Source organism: Bartonella rattaustraliani AUST/NH4 (assembly GCF_000312565.1).
Lineage (GTDB): Bacteria > Pseudomonadota > Alphaproteobacteria > Rhizobiales > Rhizobiaceae > Bartonella > Bartonella rattaustraliani.
In genome coordinates this window covers 133,954-150,437 of sequence record NZ_CALW02000031.1, presented here as the reverse complement: position 1 = coordinate 150,437, position 16,484 = coordinate 133,954, and the positions used below count along the sequence as shown (strand labels likewise).

Below are 16,484 nucleotides of genomic sequence, written 5' to 3'. Positions count from 1 at the left end.
TATTCCTTATAGACGTTGAAACGTTGGTAAAAATCATTCGTGAAAGACTAAAAACGACTTTATGAACGGTTTCGAGAGTGATGAGCAACATTGGCAATGAGCAATAAGAATAATTCTACCTGTTATAATGCTATCATACGGTTCGTATTTCAACAAATCTAAAGGGCAGGATAGATTTCTATAATGCTCCCAAAAGCTTTTTAGAAAAATAAGCTTGTTGAGGAATCTTTCTTCAAAGAGACTTTTCTCAAGGTCTTCAAGCCTATTTCACGACGCTGTCCGTGAATGATATACTGTAAAACCATTGTGCACTACACTCTTTACGTTTGTGAAGGTATAAATCAACATCATCATTTTTTTACCAACTCATGGTATGTTTACCAATTTATCGTGTTACGATAGTTTTTGCATTGAGAGGATTTTTATCCCTTACTCAAACGTTTTTACCCACATGCCAACCATGCTTATAATGTGCAGGCAGAAGATATGTGCAGGCAGAAGATTTCGGCTGCTTCATATTCATCATGAACAAACTTGAAATGAGAAAGTTTTACAATATTCGAGATTCTTAATTTAATATGAATAACGGCAGATTACCATTATAAATCAATATGCTGTATGTTTTAAAAAGATATCTCTCAGTGTTCCTAAGCCCATTTTACGGTGGCGTTCTATGAATTGCATAACGATAAGCCATTAAGCACTACCATCTTTTCGCTTATAAAGCGGTAGCCCCTATCACTCTCATAGAGAACTCATTAAGTAAAATAAACCCTATTTACCAGCGCATGCTGTTGCGACAACCTTTGCATGAAGGCGGTTCATAAGAAGCATTTTTCCTGCTTTTTTCACTCATTTTATCTTCACATCAATCCCGCTGATAGTGTAAAATCAAATGAAAAAATTGGTTCAACATAAAAATGAGAGAATCTTGCGATATCCAGATAAATAATGATTAATTTATCGTTATATATCAATATATTAATGACAAAAACTGGTTTTCTTCTCTTTGATTTTGATAAATATGCGCTATATTGGATAAGTATATATGCAAGTATCGTCAATGCTACCAAAGCCATCAAGACAGTGATTTTTCAATCTTGCTTCTAATTGAAAACCTGCGCGAATAGCGACATTGGTGTTACGCGTATTTCTTTGCACCGTTTGAATCTTTAATCGTTTACAGTGTAAATAATGACAGGCAATATTTTTGACCAAAATACAAGCTTCTGTAACAATGCCTGCACCCATTGCTAAGTTTGAAATCCAACAACCTATTTCGTAAAATGAAATTTTAGGGTTTTTGATAAATAAACTTATACACCCTAGAAGACAATCTGAATGGGATTCTACCATTAAAAACCTATATTCATTTTTATCCTCCAAGAAATTTTTTGTCGCAGTTTCGAGATTTTTAGAACATAATTCAATCGAATGTTCCATATTTGCCCATAAAAGAAACTCATAATGCAGATCTAAAAATTCTGATAGAAGAGTATACATTTCCTGCGAATAAGATACATCGGGAACCAATAATCTCACTTTTCGACCAACAACAAAGTGATGAGGCAGGTCGGTAATCCTCATTTAAAAAATCCCTCCTTGAAAACACCCATATTTTAAGCTTTTTCCTGATTTAACTGAATGCATTTATTCTATCGTCATTTCCACAGGCAGAAACGTTTTATTATGAAGAACGTTATAAGTCCATGAACAATTCAAGTATTAAGATGTGATTTAAAACCATGCAATTTATGTTATTGGATCATTTCAAACGATTGCGTCTTATAGTGACTATAGAATTTATTGATGAGAACGTGTTATGAATTGTTATGGACGATTACTGCTTTTGAATGCTCATATGCATTATAATATGTGCATCATGATTTGCTTTTTATGCTTTGTTCATAGATGGCAATTGTTGATAAAAGGAAAGCACTTGAATCATGTATAAAAATGTAGACTCCCAAACGGATTCATATAAAATGAATACGTTTAATGTACTGAATTTATTACATTTTTATAATAAATCTTTCCAAAAAACGCCGTAAAATAAATGAAAGCAACAAGAAATACACACAAATATGAATGAAAAGCACAATAACATACTGTTTTTCGTAAAAAATATGACGTTATAAGAGACGATAGCAAACAAGAAACCTAATATTTCAGACTTAGCTGCTCAAAATTTAATAAAAAAGCTCTTCTTTCATGAAGTTTCTGATCGCCTCAATATGTCAATGTGTAAGAAAATTGAGAACATAAAAAACAGGAACCCTCAATAATCTTTTTCATAAAATATACCAATACTAGAATTCTTTTCGTTCCCTATAGCGCCTTTCGCTTTAAGATGACGCGAAATATCTAAATTAATTGTTCCTTTCGTCGCTCCATTCGACCCTGCTTCAAAACCTAAATAAACGTTATTATGTATATAGCGTCCAATCCGTAAGCCCGTATTTCCTTTTTCATCAACAATAACATCAAGATCATCAAGACCAATTTTAGTCCGTAAAGTATTCAATAAAGATGTATTAGAATCATTTACAAGATTAGCTGCTGCTGTCACAAGCTGAGCAATCTGAAAGGGTGATAGTTCATTAAGAGAGCGATTAAAAATCAAACGTGCTAAAATTTCATCTTGTGGCAAATTTGGTTGTGAAGAAAAATTGATATCAAGATTATCAATCGTTCCACTTACAGTTACAGTAACGTGAATATCACCACTATTATAACTTGTCACAAAAGAAACTGTAGGTTTAAGATTACCACTAAAGCTCACTTGTCCTTGATCAAAACTAAGGTGTCGTGAAAGAATATCAAAACGTCCACGAATCATCCTAAGCTCACCAACCGGATGTGCATCATTTAATGGACCCGTTAGATTAATGCGCCCTCCTAGCTCCGTATCTAACCCTCGTCCACGTACAAAAAATTGATTTTGTGCTGTAACACGCATATTTAACTGTACAGTTGATGAAGGCTTTTGAGAAACATCAGAACGTTGATTGGTGCTTTTAACCTCAGCACGTTCAAGTGTTTTTTGAATTGGTTTGGTTAAATTCTCATTCTTAATATCAAGAAATTTTGCATTTCGAAAGTGATCAGGAACCAAAACTTCCGCTTTTTCAACGGTAACATCCCCACCAATAACAAGATCATTCAAAAAATGACCAACCATTGTCATATCCCCTGACAATGTTGCCAAAATCATAGAGCCATTATTATAATTGACGTGGTCAAGATGGATAACCAAATCTGACTGTAGATCATTGAGAATACGACCTGAAGCAGAAATTGCCCCCCCTTCTGATGAAGACGCTGAAGCTTTTTCTATCAGAATGTGATCGCCATTTAATTTAGCTACAATTGTTATATTGTTCAATCCTAAATTTGTTTTTGAATCAAAAAAACTACCATTATCTATAGAAAGTTGCCCTGTTAACTGTGGTCGAGATAAATGACCTTTTAGTATCGTATCAATTCTTGCTGTACCCGTTACATATGCACCACGCTTCGCCAACAATAGATCAGCAAAAGCAAGGGGCATTGTGCCTTTAACATTTAATTTAGCATTTAAATCATTGAGAGAAATAGGCCCATCGATAGCGAGATTTAATCCTTTATCCCCTGTTGCTACTATATTTTCAACATGAAAAGTCGATTTTTTGTAAGAACCACGGGCACGCATATCTATTGAGAAAGCTCCTTTGTGGGTCATAGCAGTCATGCTTTGACTGGAAAGATCAAAATGAACAGATGGATCTTTCACTGTCCCACCAATATCGATTTTGCCTACTACCATTCCTGCAAGCGCTTGCCTTGCAATAAAACTATTGATCAAATCAGCAGACAAATTTTGTAAATCAACATGAAAATCAAGTTTGCTTTTATCCAAAGCCACACTGCCCTGTGCCCGTGCTTGTGCTCCATCACCTTTTAAATTTGCGTTTAAAGTAAGATTTTGATCTACCGTTTTACCTGTAACAGAGAGCGCAAAAGGCATTATTTGTTTCTCTTGAAAAGCGACAGTTGTAAGATTTTCCCCCTTTATATCATAAGTCACATCAGGTTTTTTGAAATTGCCACGAACCATAACCTGACCTGTTACCACACCAGTGGCTCCAAGATCAGGCTTCCATAAATTCACTAAAGCAGCAGGAAGCGCATTCATTGTGAAATGCAGGTCAATGGTCTCTTGCACACTTCCCGAAAGCACAGCTCTTCCCCCATTAATTGCAACCCCTAATTCATCTATTGTTATTCCATCTTGATTAAAAACAACCATAGCTGGTTTTGGTAGTGTTGCATGAAAATTGGACTGTTTAATATCTATAGTTTCAATTTTTACTTCTCGTTTTACGCCTTTTGAAACCTTCACCGGAATCATATGCCCAGAAAACTGTACATTTGCATTTTTAGGCAACATTGCTTGAACGGTAAAAGCCGTTTTTTCATTATTATTATGTGCACGAGCTTTGAAATGGTTAACTACCATAAAAGGTGTTTGCATATGCTCTCCATTGATAAAACCCTCAAACTGAGTCATACCAAAAAGGTCAAAGATATCTGCTTCTATTGCTAATTTTTTAATTGTATTTTCTGCAAAATTTAAATGGTCAACATGCGCTTTGAGATGCGCCTTTTGTTTGCCCTTTTCTTCATCAAAAACAAAATCTCCTTTTAATTTTCCGCTGCCTTTCTGCAAAAATAATGCAGCAAGCGATGAGATATCATCAGCATTAATATGTAAAGCGCCTTTTACAAAACCTCCAACTGCTTGAGAAAGATCACCGGTTATTTTTGCATTTCCCCCTCTTATATCAATATTTTCAAGTTTTCGAATCCGATTGGAGTCTTTAAAAGACGAATAGAGATATAAAGGTTTCTTGGCAAAAGTTCCTTCACCTTTTATAAAGCCAGATAGAGAAGTCATCAGTGATGTATTATCCACCACTGTTTTCATTGTGAGTGTTGTGTTTTGTAGTTTCTTCTCTACTAAGAATGCTTCAGCAACATGAGCACGCGTATTAAGCTTTATAAGACCGCCATGCCCTCTAGCCGTACTTTGGACCGTAAGTGCCCCTTTTATTCTCGGATCCAATTTGGAAAGATCAAATAATTGAGCATAGAAATCCATTTTAGCTCTCTCACTTGAAACATACCCATCAGCCTTTATATTGGCGTGTTGGCTTTTCAAATTCAAACGCTGCAAAATGAAATTTTTCGTATCGTAAGCAGCACCACCTGAAAGAGTAAAACTGCCTTTGAAGAAACGATCAAAAGACTCCACACCTAGCTTCATATTGTCAGCCATCCCTGATAACTCAAGATCAAAGATGCCACTCATTAAACCGATTGTTCCTTTTGCTTTAATATCTGCACTCCCGGAAAGTGCTTGTTTACTCAACAAACTAAAAGGCATCAGTGTTTGAGTTTTTAAACCAAGATCACCTTTAAAAATAAAGCGGTCCATTTTGCCTTTTAACCAAGCAGAAAAACCTTTCCCCGTAAGACTAAAATCATGAATTAAAACGGGATTTTTGGAAAAAATATCCGTATCTAAATATACATGAATTGTTTCGCCTGATTCTTCTATCAATGGACCTTCCCATTTTTCAATCCCTTTGAGTGTTCCCTTAATCTGTATACCGACATGGCGAGACGCTGCATTATCAAGATTTTCGCTCACCCCCCCCATATCAAAGATTGCATCGCGAATATGAATATTTTTATTTCTCACATGATGTGCAACAAGCCTTCCATTCCAGGATTGTTTTCCTTCGCGCCCATAATCAATATTTAAAGCAAGGTTATCGAAACGCATTGATTCTTCCGAAGCCGGTAAATGCGCAGATTCACTTTCCTTATTAAGAGCTATTTTACCATCAACAAAAAGCTGCCGCAAAAATCCATCTGCTGTTATTTGGGCATTGGCTATAACATTTATTGCTTTATTCTGAAGCGCTATATGATCAAGGTGTGTCACACCCTCTTTTGTCATTCGTGCCTGTGCCTTCAAAGTTAAATCCGATTCGAAGAGGCTACGATATTGAGGAGGCATTAAAGGACTAAGTGTCCCTACTAATTGGGTAGAAAAACTATGTCCTTCTGCTCCATTTGCAAAAATAACATTACCATCTAAAATAGGAAAGTGATCCGCTTCCAAATAAAGTCTGACAACCAAATCATTAAAAGTACCCTCACCCTTAATGGCAAGGTTTAATGCGGAACGTTTTTCGATATGAAAAATATTCGCTAAAATACCGTTTTGCGGTTCATGAGCAGAAATGTCAATCTGAGCCGTACGATTATCGTGAGATATCTTTGTTAAAACAGAAAAAGACCCTGGTGCATCTAAACGATTTGCTGCTATATTCACATCAAAATCACCACGCGCTAAAACCAAATTTCCTTTTAAGGATACATCAGCAGTAAAACAAAAAGGTTCTTCCTCAAACCTCACGTGCTCAGCTGTAAGCATTTTAATAGAAAGAGCAAGTGGCAATTTTGGTAAAGAAAACTTCCCCTTCTCAAAAGAAGTAGCAAGCAAAGAACTGCTTCTTTGTGGTTTGCGTAAAAATGTAACCTGTCCCACCGAAATTTGGTTAATATCCACGCGGCCTCTTAACAATGCTAAACGATTCCAATCCATTTTAGCATTGGTAATTTTGAGCCAAACCCCTTTTTTATCGCTGACAGTAATCGTATCAACTGATGTTTGGGAAGACAATGCCCCTTGTACATTATGTAAACGAACACGACGATTCGGTGTTGAAAGTTTGTGTTCAATCAAAGAAACAAGCCATGAAGAGCTATCTGTTTTCATCTCATGAAAAGATAAGTTGTTTCTTTGTGCAAAAACAAAAGCACTCACCAAAAGAAACAAAAGTACAAATAAGAAAGCTGATAAACGCACTTTTTTTTTCATTAAAACGCTTGCCCTATACCAACATAAAAACCAATGCGAGGATCACCTTTCTCTCGCTTAAGAGGAAAGGCTAAATCAACACGTAAAGGCCCAAGACTTGTCTTATAGCGCCCTCCTACCCCTGCTCCCCATTTCACTTTTTGAGGAAAATCAAAATCTGTCTTTTCCCCTACGAAACCTCCATCAAGAAAACTGACAAGCCCTATTTTATTGGTTAAAGAAAAACGCAATTCAGCCGCCCCCTCAACAAGTGTCCGCCCCCCGATAACAGCATCATTGTTTGTTTTAACACCAATGTTGCGATAAGCATAACCACGAACAGATCCACCACCACCAGCAAAAAAGAGCATATCTGAAGGTATTTGTACTGAATTACTTCCAAGAATTGTGCCAAGCTTTGCCCGTGCTGCAAAAACAATACGATCCTTTTCATCCAACGACAGATAAGAACGACCTTCCACGGTTATTTTTGCCACAAAATTACGAGAGCGTGTTTCATAAAAAGGTTCAACAACCACTTCACCATATAAGCCTTTTGTCGCATTAAACTTATTATTACGACTATCATAAATCAGACTACTGGGCAGCCCAATTGTAGTAAAATGACGATTTCCAAAATAGATATCACGCGAATAACCATTAGATGCTTCTATAGCAATCTGTCCCGATAAATTATTATTAAAAATATGCTCTATACCAAACTTTCCTTTAATGGCTTTTGTCATATAATTATCTAAGACATCTTGTTGTATTTTGAGTTCAGTTCTAAAATTGGTATCGGGAGTGAATACACCAGGTTTTATAAATGTGCCGCCGAACAGATAATTAAAATTTTTCATGTTATACGACTCTTTTTTATTGCTTTTATTGCTGCCAATGCCGCTTATTTTCGTTTCGATTTTAAGATGCTCTGCGTGGCCAAAAAGATTGTTATGCATCCAATAAGCTTCAAAACCAGCACCATCGAGCGTTGAATAACTACCACCTACACCGAAACGGCGTGGTTTACGTTCTTCTACAACAAGCGTAAGCGGTAAACTCCCATCAGGATTAATTGTATGCGCTTCACGTATATCCACAGCACGAAAAACATTCAGTCGTGCAAGTCGTTCACTTGCTTTTGCCAATGCATCAGAACTATATTTTTGTCCCGGCTTTAATCCTGTCATCCACGCAATATAATCTGAGTCTACACGTGGTTTCTTACTAATATTACGTACACTTAAAGAACCATAATAAGCTTCTTGTCCAGGATAAACAGCGATTCGTGCATCAATAAGACGTGCTGCATGATCAGCAACAACCTCACTCTTCATAATTTTGGCTTTTGCATAACCTTGTTGACGCCATCCTTCAATCACCCATCTTTCTGCTTTCAGAATGGTTTCAGATTTGGCAATAGCTCCGACCTTATAACCTAATTTTTCAATTGTAGGCATTTTATGGACTTTAGATTTTGCCATTGGAGCAACTTTATTGATACTTGCCACGCTCAAAACATATTGTGGGCCTGCATCAATTGTAATGACGATATGGGACTGTGCCGGGAGTTGCGTTACCGGACTTAAATCAGCAACTTCTAACCCATTAATTTTAATACTAATAACACCGCCATAACGTCCATTAGCATAAAGGGCAGAAAGAATAACGCGATAATCTGAACGGGCTTTCGCTAACAAACCAGAAGAACTGGATACGGCTTTGTCTTGATCAGCAACGAGAGAAGATACTTTCTTTACTATTTTAACACCTTCTGATGGCGTTCCGGGCGGGGCAACGACATCAATTTTATAAAATTTCTCTGTGCTATTGATATTATGAGGAGAAGAGTTTATTTTCTTTTGACCAAAGAGAGAGATACCAAAAAGCTCAAATGCTGCAAGTGGCTGCGAAAAAATAAAAATGAAGCATAAACTTATGAATATACTACGCATGGTTCCTGATTTTAACAAAAATCCCATCTGGTATACCATAAAATCAGCTACCTTCAATACAGTTTTACTCAAAATAATACCAAACAAGAAAAATAAGTATATCTACGACAGATATTTCACATATTTTATTACATTAAAGAATAGCTTTTCTTGCGAAATATAATATCATCCTCCCCTTAATATTTACGGTATTTTGCATTTCTGTGTTCATATAAATCATCTTGCTCTTTATTTTTCCTAGCATATTCGTTTGCTGCATTATAAGTGTTTTGTTTGATGGCATATAATCATAGTTAAATTTATGCAAAGAACTCTTTTACGAGAACAAAATCATTCCATATTGCACGAAAAAATCCTGCACATCTATATAGATCTCTCACTTCTAAAAACCATAGAGACACTTCTTGATTTTTATGAACAAATATGATTGTCTCTTTCAAGTCAAAAGGGGGGGGGAGCAATAAGCAAATGATCGCGCATGTCACAACTGTTGCTTTTCGCGGTCTAGAAGCAATACCTGTCGATGTACAGGTTATGATTTCTGCTGGTAAAATAGGAATGGCTATTGTTGGATTAGCCGATAAGGCAATCGCAGAAAGCCGTGAGCGTGTGCAAGCTGCTCTTCATGCTTGTGGGCTTTCCATGCCTAATAAACGCGTTACCATTAATCTTGCACCTGCTGATTTACCAAAAGAAGGGTCACATTATGATTTGCCAATTGCTGTAGGCTTAATGCTTACTATGGGCATTCTTCCTCCCGAAGTAGCACAAGACTATGTCATTTTAGGCGAATTATCACTTGATGGTTCTATTACAGCTGTTAATGGTGTTTTACCAACTGCAATAACGGCTTTATCACTCGATAAAGGACTTATTTGCCCTCATCCATGCGGACCTGAAGCAGCATGGGCAAATGCGGAAATGAATATTCTTGCTCCCGAATCTCTTCTCACAATAGTTAATCATTTTAAAGGAACTCAAATTCAAAAGCGTCCACAACCACGCCAATATACTCTTCAAACTGAACTTCCAGATCTTTGCGAAATTAAAGGACAAAAAACCGCCAAACGTGCATTAGAGGTTTGCGCAGCTGGGCGGCATAACCTTTTGTTTGTGGGGCCCCCTGGCGCAGGCAAATCTATGTTAGCTCAACGCTTACCTTCTCTTTTACCGCCTCTTGATAGTCGAGAGCTTTTGGAGGTTTCTCTAATTGCTTCTATCACAGGAGAAACAGTTCATAAGAGTCTTTCTCTTCATTGCCCATTTCGTGCTCCACATCATTCCGCTTCCATGGCAGCAATGGTCGGTGGTGGGCTTAAAGCACGACCAGGAGAAGTCACTCTCGCACATAATGGCGTTCTCTTTCTTGATGAATTGCCTGAATTTTCCCCTCAAGTTCTTGATTCCCTTCGTCAACCTTTAGAGAGTGGTGAATGTGTTATTGCCCGTGCAAATCACCATATCAGCTATCCTGCTCGCATCCAACTCATTGCTGCTATGAACCCTTGTCGATGCGGCATGGCAGGAGAAAAAGGTTATGTTTGCGCTAAAGGAATACGCTGTCAAATCGACTATCAATCCCGTATTTCTGGTCCTCTACTTGACCGAATTGACTTACGAATCGACGTTCCTGCTTTAACAGCTATGGATCTTATGCAATCAGAACAATCAGAAAAAAGTTGTGATGTCGCAAAACGTGTTGCACGGTGTCGTGCCATTCAAGCCAAACGTTTTACAAAACTGAATCTTAGCCATATTCGCACAAACGGTGATTGTCCTGCTAAAATTATTGAACAAATTGCCATTCCAGACAAAAGCGCTGCTAAACTCTTACAAGATGTGAGTGAAAAAATGCACCTTTCTGCACGCGCCTATCACCGCATTCTCAAAGTTGCACGCACTATTGCTGATCTCGAGGAAGCAGACTATCTTGCTCGTCATCATCTTGCAGAAGCCATTTCCTATCGGCTGAGGACTGAAAGACTTACGGCTCTTACCTAAAAACTTATTCATAAAAACTAATCGGAAAATAACGCAAATAAAGTTCTGCAAGTTTGCCATCGTCTTCTAAAGATTTCAGGGCATAATTGAGGATATCAATTAATTTTTCGTTCTTTTTTGCAACAGCAAGCCGCATTCCTTGTCCCAATAATTGTGGAGCCATATATGCCCCTCCAACAAAATGGCAGCAATCTTTGGATTTTTGACTATTTAACCATAAGGATAAAGCAAATCCATCATCAAAAATCAAATCAATTTTATGATCTCGTAGCGCTTGATAGAGCGTTGTCCTATCCTTAAATCCTTGCCATTGAGCTTCAGGAAAATAACTCTGAAAGAGCTTTTTATGTGCACTCTTCAACAATAACCCAGTTCTTAAATGTTCCAGTTTATCATTTATGGGAGCATCAAATTTTACAAATTGAGAGGCAACAAATCGAGCCGGAAAACGCAGATAGGATTTTGTAAAAACAATATCTTGGTACGTTTTCATTGTTTCTTTTAAACCTGCAATAATCACTTCTGCACCACCATCTTTGACATGACTTACAAGCTCTTCCCAAGGAACAACTTCTACTTCACAGCGTTTTTGAAGGTTTAATTTTGAGCAAATAGCCCGTAATAAATCGACATTATAGCCTGCAAGATACCCTGTTTGATCAAGAAAGTTAAAAGGAGGAAAATCAAAAGTTGTCACAAAACGCAATCGAATGAGATCCTCTGTATTCGGTCTTACCAAATGTTTATATGAATAAAAAAAAGAAGGCAACTTTCCAACCGTTTCGGCTTCTGTGAAAGAGAAGGACAGAAAGCTCCATGCTAAAAATAAGGTTGCAATAAAAGTAATGAATTTAGTTACAGATTTCCTGACTGTCAAAATTTTCCCCCATTTTTCAAAGCCAAAATATCATTCTTCTCAGCCATCATATCTAACGCACTTAACGGAAATATCTGCTACTTGAATGAATTAAATTTTTGCGCCCCTTTGAAATATCTAAAAACTTAACAGTTGCTATAGAGTTTTTAAAACCTATGAAAGTGTTAGAATTTTGATACCAAATCCCTCATACCAATACACAAAAAATCATTTTTGAAAAAATGATTCCTTTAGCGTGGGGTGTCAATAAAATTGCCTCTCTTGTTTTTTCTAAAAATCTTTGCTCAATCAAAAACATTGCTCGTGTTATTTTTTCATGGAAGCTCATGACCCTCACGTAAAACAAAACACCACCCACGTTGCATGTTCACAGGCTTGTTTTAAAGAGACATATCTCAGGGTTCCTAAGCTCATTTCGCAGCGATGTGGATGAATTATATAACAATAAATCCATTACGCACCACCATCTTCACGTTTATAAAGGTATAAGCCGGTACCATTATTCTATTTACAAGTTCATGGTATATTGACTAACTTATAAGATTGCGACAGTCCTTGCACGAAGGCGCTTCATGAGAGGCATTTTTCCTCCTTTTTTCGCTCATTTTTACTCCTCACGCCAATCCCGCTGATAGTGTAAAGCCAAGAGAATAAAATTGATTTAACATAAAGAAGTTTGAGGAGAGAACTTACAATATTTGGGGTTATGATTCAAACTCAACAACAACAAATTATCATTACAAATCAATATGTTGTAGTTTTTTCAACCAAGAAAAAATTAATTTTAAAGGAAATGTGTACTGATTTTTCTGCTAGAAATGACGTACATCTTTAATGTTGCTATCAAATTTCATCAAAATCATTCGTGAACCTCAAAAAGTATCATGCAAAAGCACGTTGCTGGTTTTAAAGCATTATGACAAGAATCCATCAAACATATGTCACCATTTATGAAATAAGCTCATATATTTCACAAAAAGGTTCAAAAAACACAAAAATGGATTTCCTCCATTATCATGAAAATTCTTATAATATGTTGTTCTTGCATCATTGTAAAAGCGCAAAAAATTCTCATACTCCCTCAAATATTCTCAATTGTAGAAATAAATGTTGATCAGACTCATTTCTTACATGAGAAATATGCTCTTCAGTACTTCTCTGCATACATTAAGTGCTTCTCTGTGTACAAAATGTGGGTATAACGGCACCATGCCGTTTGTATCTTTAAAAACCATTCCTGTAATTGTGTAATATATCGACCTTCTGTCTATTATATATCGACAGATATTGAATATGGATCTGATATACGGTAAATGTCTAACATGGTTATTCCATAAATAATGGGTGAGAATATTAAGTTCCAGAAAAATTGATAAAATATTGCAAATTGAACGCAGAAATGGATTAACTTATGAGTGATGAAATAACTTCACCAACACAGCATGATGACTATGGCGCTTCTTCTATCAAAGTTCTCAAAGGTCTTGATGCTGTGCGTAAACGTCCTGGCATGTATATCGGTGATACAGATGATGGTTCAGGCTTGCACCATATGGTCTATGAGGTTGTAGATAATGCTATTGACGAAGCTTTAGCCGGTCATGCGACTCTTGTAAATGTTACACTCCATGCTGATGGTTCTTGCTCTGTTCGCGATAATGGACGTGGAATCCCAACAGATATTCACCCAACAGAAGGTATTTCTGCCGCTGAAGTGATCATGACGCAACTTCACGCAGGTGGAAAGTTTGATCAAAACTCTTATAAAGTTTCAGGCGGGTTACATGGTGTTGGTGTTTCCGTTGTTAATGCATTATCGGTTTGGCTCAAGCTGCAAATCAAGCGCAATGGTAAAATTCACGAAACATCATTCACCAACGGGGTAACTGACTTTCCGCTCAAAATTGTTGGTGATTGCGGTACAGAAAGTGGAACAGAAATCAGATTTTTACCAAGTTCTGAAACCTTTACTATGGTGAAATTTGATTTTGAAACTTTAGAACGTCGTTTGCGAGAGCTCGCTTTTTTAAATTCTGGTATTCATATTCTTCTTGTTGATGAACGCCATGCTGATATCAAATCCGTCGAATTGCATTATGAGGGTGGGCTCATTGAATTTGTCAAATACATTGACCAAACAAAAAAAGCGCTTCTTGATAGTCCTATTTACATTGCAAATGAAAAGGATGGTATGAGTGTTGATGTTGCCTTGTGGTGGAATGATTCCTATCATGAAAAAGTCTTGTGTTTCACGAATAATATTCCTCAGCGTGATGGTGGAACCCACTTGGTTGGTTTCCGCAGTGCCCTGACACGCCAGATCAATGGCTATGCTGAATCTTCAGGAATTGCCAAAAAAGAAAAAGTTAACTTAACTGGTGATGACTGTCGTGAAGGGCTCACAGCTATTCTTTCCGTCAAAGTTCCCGATCCTAAATTTTCTTCACAAACAAAGGATAAATTGGTTTCTTCTGAAGTACGCCCTATCGTTGAAAATTTGGTCAATGAAGGTCTTTCAGTATGGCTAGAAGAACATCCCAATGAAGCAAAGCTTCTTATCAGTAAAGTTGTAGAAGCTGCCACAGCACGTGAAGCAGCACGCAAAGCGCGTGAGCTCACAAGAAGAAAAGGGGCTCTTGATATTACTTCTCTTCCGGGAAAACTTGCTGATTGCCAAGAACGAGATCCAACAAAATCAGAAATCTTTATTGTTGAGGGGGATTCGGCTGGTGGTTCAGCAAAAAGTGGGCGTTCACGTCAAAATCAAGCGATTTTACCCTTACGTGGTAAAATTCTCAATGTCGAACGAGCACGATTTGACCGAATGCTCTCATCCGATATGATTGGAACACTTATCACTGCTCTTGGAACTTCCATTGGTAAAGATGAGTTTTCACCAGATAAATTGCGTTATCATAAAATTATCATTATGACAGACGCAGACGTGGATGGTGCACATATTCGCACCCTTCTTCTTACATTCTTTTTTAGACAAATGCCCGAACTGATTGAACGCGGTCATCTCTATATTGCTCAACCACCCCTTTACAAAGTGACACGTGGTAAATCATCGCAATATATTAAAAATGAAACCGCATTTGAAGAATTTCTCATTGATGCTGGTCTAGAAGAAACAAGGCTAGAGCTCTCAACAGGAGAAATTCGTGCAGGTGCTGATTTGCGTCAACTTACCGAAGACGCTCGTATGTTGCGCCAACTTTTAAATGGTCTTCACACACGCTATGACCGCACGGTTGTTGAGCAAGCAGCTATTGCCGGTATTTTTGATTCTGAATCACTTTCAACACAAGAAAAGGCTCAAGAAACAGCAAATAAAGTAGCAAACCGTCTCGACCTTATCGCTGATGATATAGAGCGTGGATGGAGCGGTCGGTATACATCAGATGGAAATTTGCATTTTGAACGTATTTTACGCGGAGTGAAAGATGTGATTACCCTAGATGCAGGACTTATCAATTCTGTTGATGCGCGCCAAATTGATCGCATTTCCAAAAGTTTCGTAGAAATATATAGTCCTCCACCACTCCTACACCGTAAAGATAAATCAGAGCGCATTTTTGGACCTATGAGCCTCTTAGAAAGCATTTTTACGAGTGGTAAAAAAGGCCTCACTCTCCAACGTTATAAAGGTCTTGGAGAAATGAATGCTGAACAGCTTTGGGAAACAACTCTTAATCCTGATGCACGTGCCCTTTTACAAGTTAAAATCAATGACGCAACCAATGCAGATTCGCTCTTTTCTCGTTTAATGGGTGATGAAGTAGAACCTCGGCGAATTTTTATTCAAGACAATGCCTTAAGCGTTGCCAATCTTGATATCTAAAGGTATTTTTGTTTCTGTCTGTATAAACGTTGTGGTTTTATACGTTATTTTTTCGTATTTGAGCATTCCTTCTATACTTCATCTACGATAAAAAAATAAGGAAGGTCATGTCCATGGCATCTGAAACAGAACGCGTCGGAGCCAAAGGTGGTATGGAGAGCTCCTTTGGCTTTCGGAAAGTTGATGAAACACAAAAACAATCTATGGTTGATGGTGTATTTCATTCTGTCGCCGAAAACTATGATAAGATGAATGATATTTTATCATTCGGTCTACATCGTGTGTGGAAAAGTTCTATGGTTGCATGGCTTTCCCCACCAGTTCGTCCTAATTGGAAAGTCCTTGATGTCGCCGGTGGTACTGGTGATATCGCTTTCCGTATTCTCAATGCTTCACGTCAAAAAGCCCATGCTACAGTTCTTGATATTAATGGCTCAATGCTGAGTGTCGGTAAAAAACGTGCACAAAAAAACGGTCTTGCTCCTCTGATCGATTTTGTTGAAGCCAATGCAGAAAACCTGCCCTTTGAAGACCAAAGCTTTGACGCTTATACGATTGCTTTTGGAATCCGCAATGTCCCCCATATCAACAAAGCCCTTAGCGAAGCTTTTCGTGTTTTAAAACCAGGGGGGCGTTTCTTATGTCTAGAGTTTTCAAATGTTGAAATGCCTTTGCTTGATAAACTTTATGACCTTTGGTCTTTCCATGCTATACCAACACTTGGCCAAATCATTGCAAATGATGGTGATGCTTATCGTTATTTAGTTGAATCTATTCGAAAATTTCCTAAGCAAAATGATTTTTCCCATATGATCAGCCATGCAGATTTTTCACGGGTATCGTATCGCAATCTCACGGGTGCGATTGCAGCATTGCATTCAGGTTGGAAAATTTAAA

7 protein-coding genes are annotated in these 16,484 nt (G+C 37.5%); 3 read left to right on the top strand and 4 right to left on the bottom strand.

The genetic code is table 11. The features are described from left to right. Nucleotides 1–1,029: 1,029 nt before the first annotated feature. The 3 genes from BN67_RS05325 to BN67_RS05315 all read right to left on the bottom strand — a co-directional run bounded on the left by BN67_RS05325 (nucleotide 1,030) and on the right by BN67_RS05315 (nucleotide 8,904). A complete protein-coding gene (locus tag BN67_RS05325) occupies nucleotides 1,030–1,587 on the bottom strand; it encodes a GNAT family N-acetyltransferase (RefSeq protein WP_019223111.1) in 558 nt (185 codons plus the stop codon). A 691-nt stretch (nucleotides 1,588–2,278) separates the two neighbouring features. Next, nucleotides 2,279–6,931 (bottom strand): translocation/assembly module TamB domain-containing protein, encoded by a 4,653-nt coding sequence (locus BN67_RS05320; protein ID WP_019223110.1) that lies wholly within the window; start codon nucleotides 6,929–6,931, stop codon nucleotides 2,279–2,281. Then, nucleotides 6,931–8,904: an autotransporter assembly complex protein TamA gene (locus BN67_RS05315; RefSeq protein WP_026088186.1), complete on the bottom strand. Its 1,974-nt coding sequence runs from the start codon at nucleotides 8,902–8,904 to the stop codon at nucleotides 6,931–6,933. Before BN67_RS05315 ends, BN67_RS05320 begins: the two co-directional genes overlap by 1 nt. A 429-nt stretch (nucleotides 8,905–9,333) precedes the next feature. On the opposite strand from BN67_RS05315, the gene BN67_RS05305 reads away from it, so the two are divergent. Next, nucleotides 9,334–10,866, top strand: a complete 1,533-nt coding sequence (locus BN67_RS05305; protein ID WP_026088185.1) for a YifB family Mg chelatase-like AAA ATPase — start codon at nucleotides 9,334–9,336, stop codon at nucleotides 10,864–10,866. A 4-nt stretch (nucleotides 10,867–10,870) separates the two neighbouring features. On the opposite strand, the gene BN67_RS05300 is transcribed toward BN67_RS05305, so the two are convergent. Beyond that, nucleotides 10,871–11,743 (bottom strand): transporter substrate-binding domain-containing protein, encoded by an 873-nt coding sequence (locus BN67_RS05300; RefSeq protein ID WP_019223106.1) that lies wholly within the window; start codon nucleotides 11,741–11,743, stop codon nucleotides 10,871–10,873. A 1,411-nt stretch (nucleotides 11,744–13,154) separates the two neighbouring features. Between BN67_RS05300 and gyrB the strand changes: the two genes are divergently transcribed. Further along, complete coding sequence (gene gyrB, locus BN67_RS05285) at nucleotides 13,155–15,587, top strand: DNA topoisomerase (ATP-hydrolyzing) subunit B (RefSeq protein WP_019223103.1); 2,433 nt, start codon at nucleotides 13,155–13,157, stop codon at nucleotides 15,585–15,587. A 113-nt stretch (nucleotides 15,588–15,700) separates the two neighbouring features. Continuing rightward, nucleotides 15,701–16,483 carry a bifunctional demethylmenaquinone methyltransferase/2-methoxy-6-polyprenyl-1,4-benzoquinol methylase UbiE gene (ubiE, locus tag BN67_RS05280; protein ID WP_019223102.1) on the top strand — a complete coding sequence of 261 codons (783 nt, stop codon included), beginning with the start codon at nucleotides 15,701–15,703 and terminating at the stop codon, nucleotides 16,481–16,483. The last annotated feature ends 1 nt before the right edge of the window (nucleotide 16,484 follow it).

Coding starts and splice junctions, on each gene's coding strand:
- BN67_RS05325 (WP_019223111.1), bottom strand. CDS start 1,587: ATGAGGATTACCGACCTGCCTCATCACTTTGTTGTTGGTCGAAAAGTG.
- BN67_RS05320 (WP_019223110.1), bottom strand. CDS start 6,931: ATGAAAAAAAAAGTGCGTTTATCAGCTTTCTTATTTGTACTTTTGTTT.
- BN67_RS05315 (WP_026088186.1), bottom strand. CDS start 8,904: ATGGTATACCAGATGGGATTTTTGTTAAAATCAGGAACCATGCGTAGT.
- BN67_RS05305 (WP_026088185.1), top strand. CDS start 9,334: ATGATCGCGCATGTCACAACTGTTGCTTTTCGCGGTCTAGAAGCAATA.
- gyrB (WP_019223103.1), top strand. CDS start 13,155: ATGAGTGATGAAATAACTTCACCAACACAGCATGATGACTATGGCGCT.
- ubiE (WP_019223102.1), top strand. CDS start 15,701: ATGGCATCTGAAACAGAACGCGTCGGAGCCAAAGGTGGTATGGAGAGC.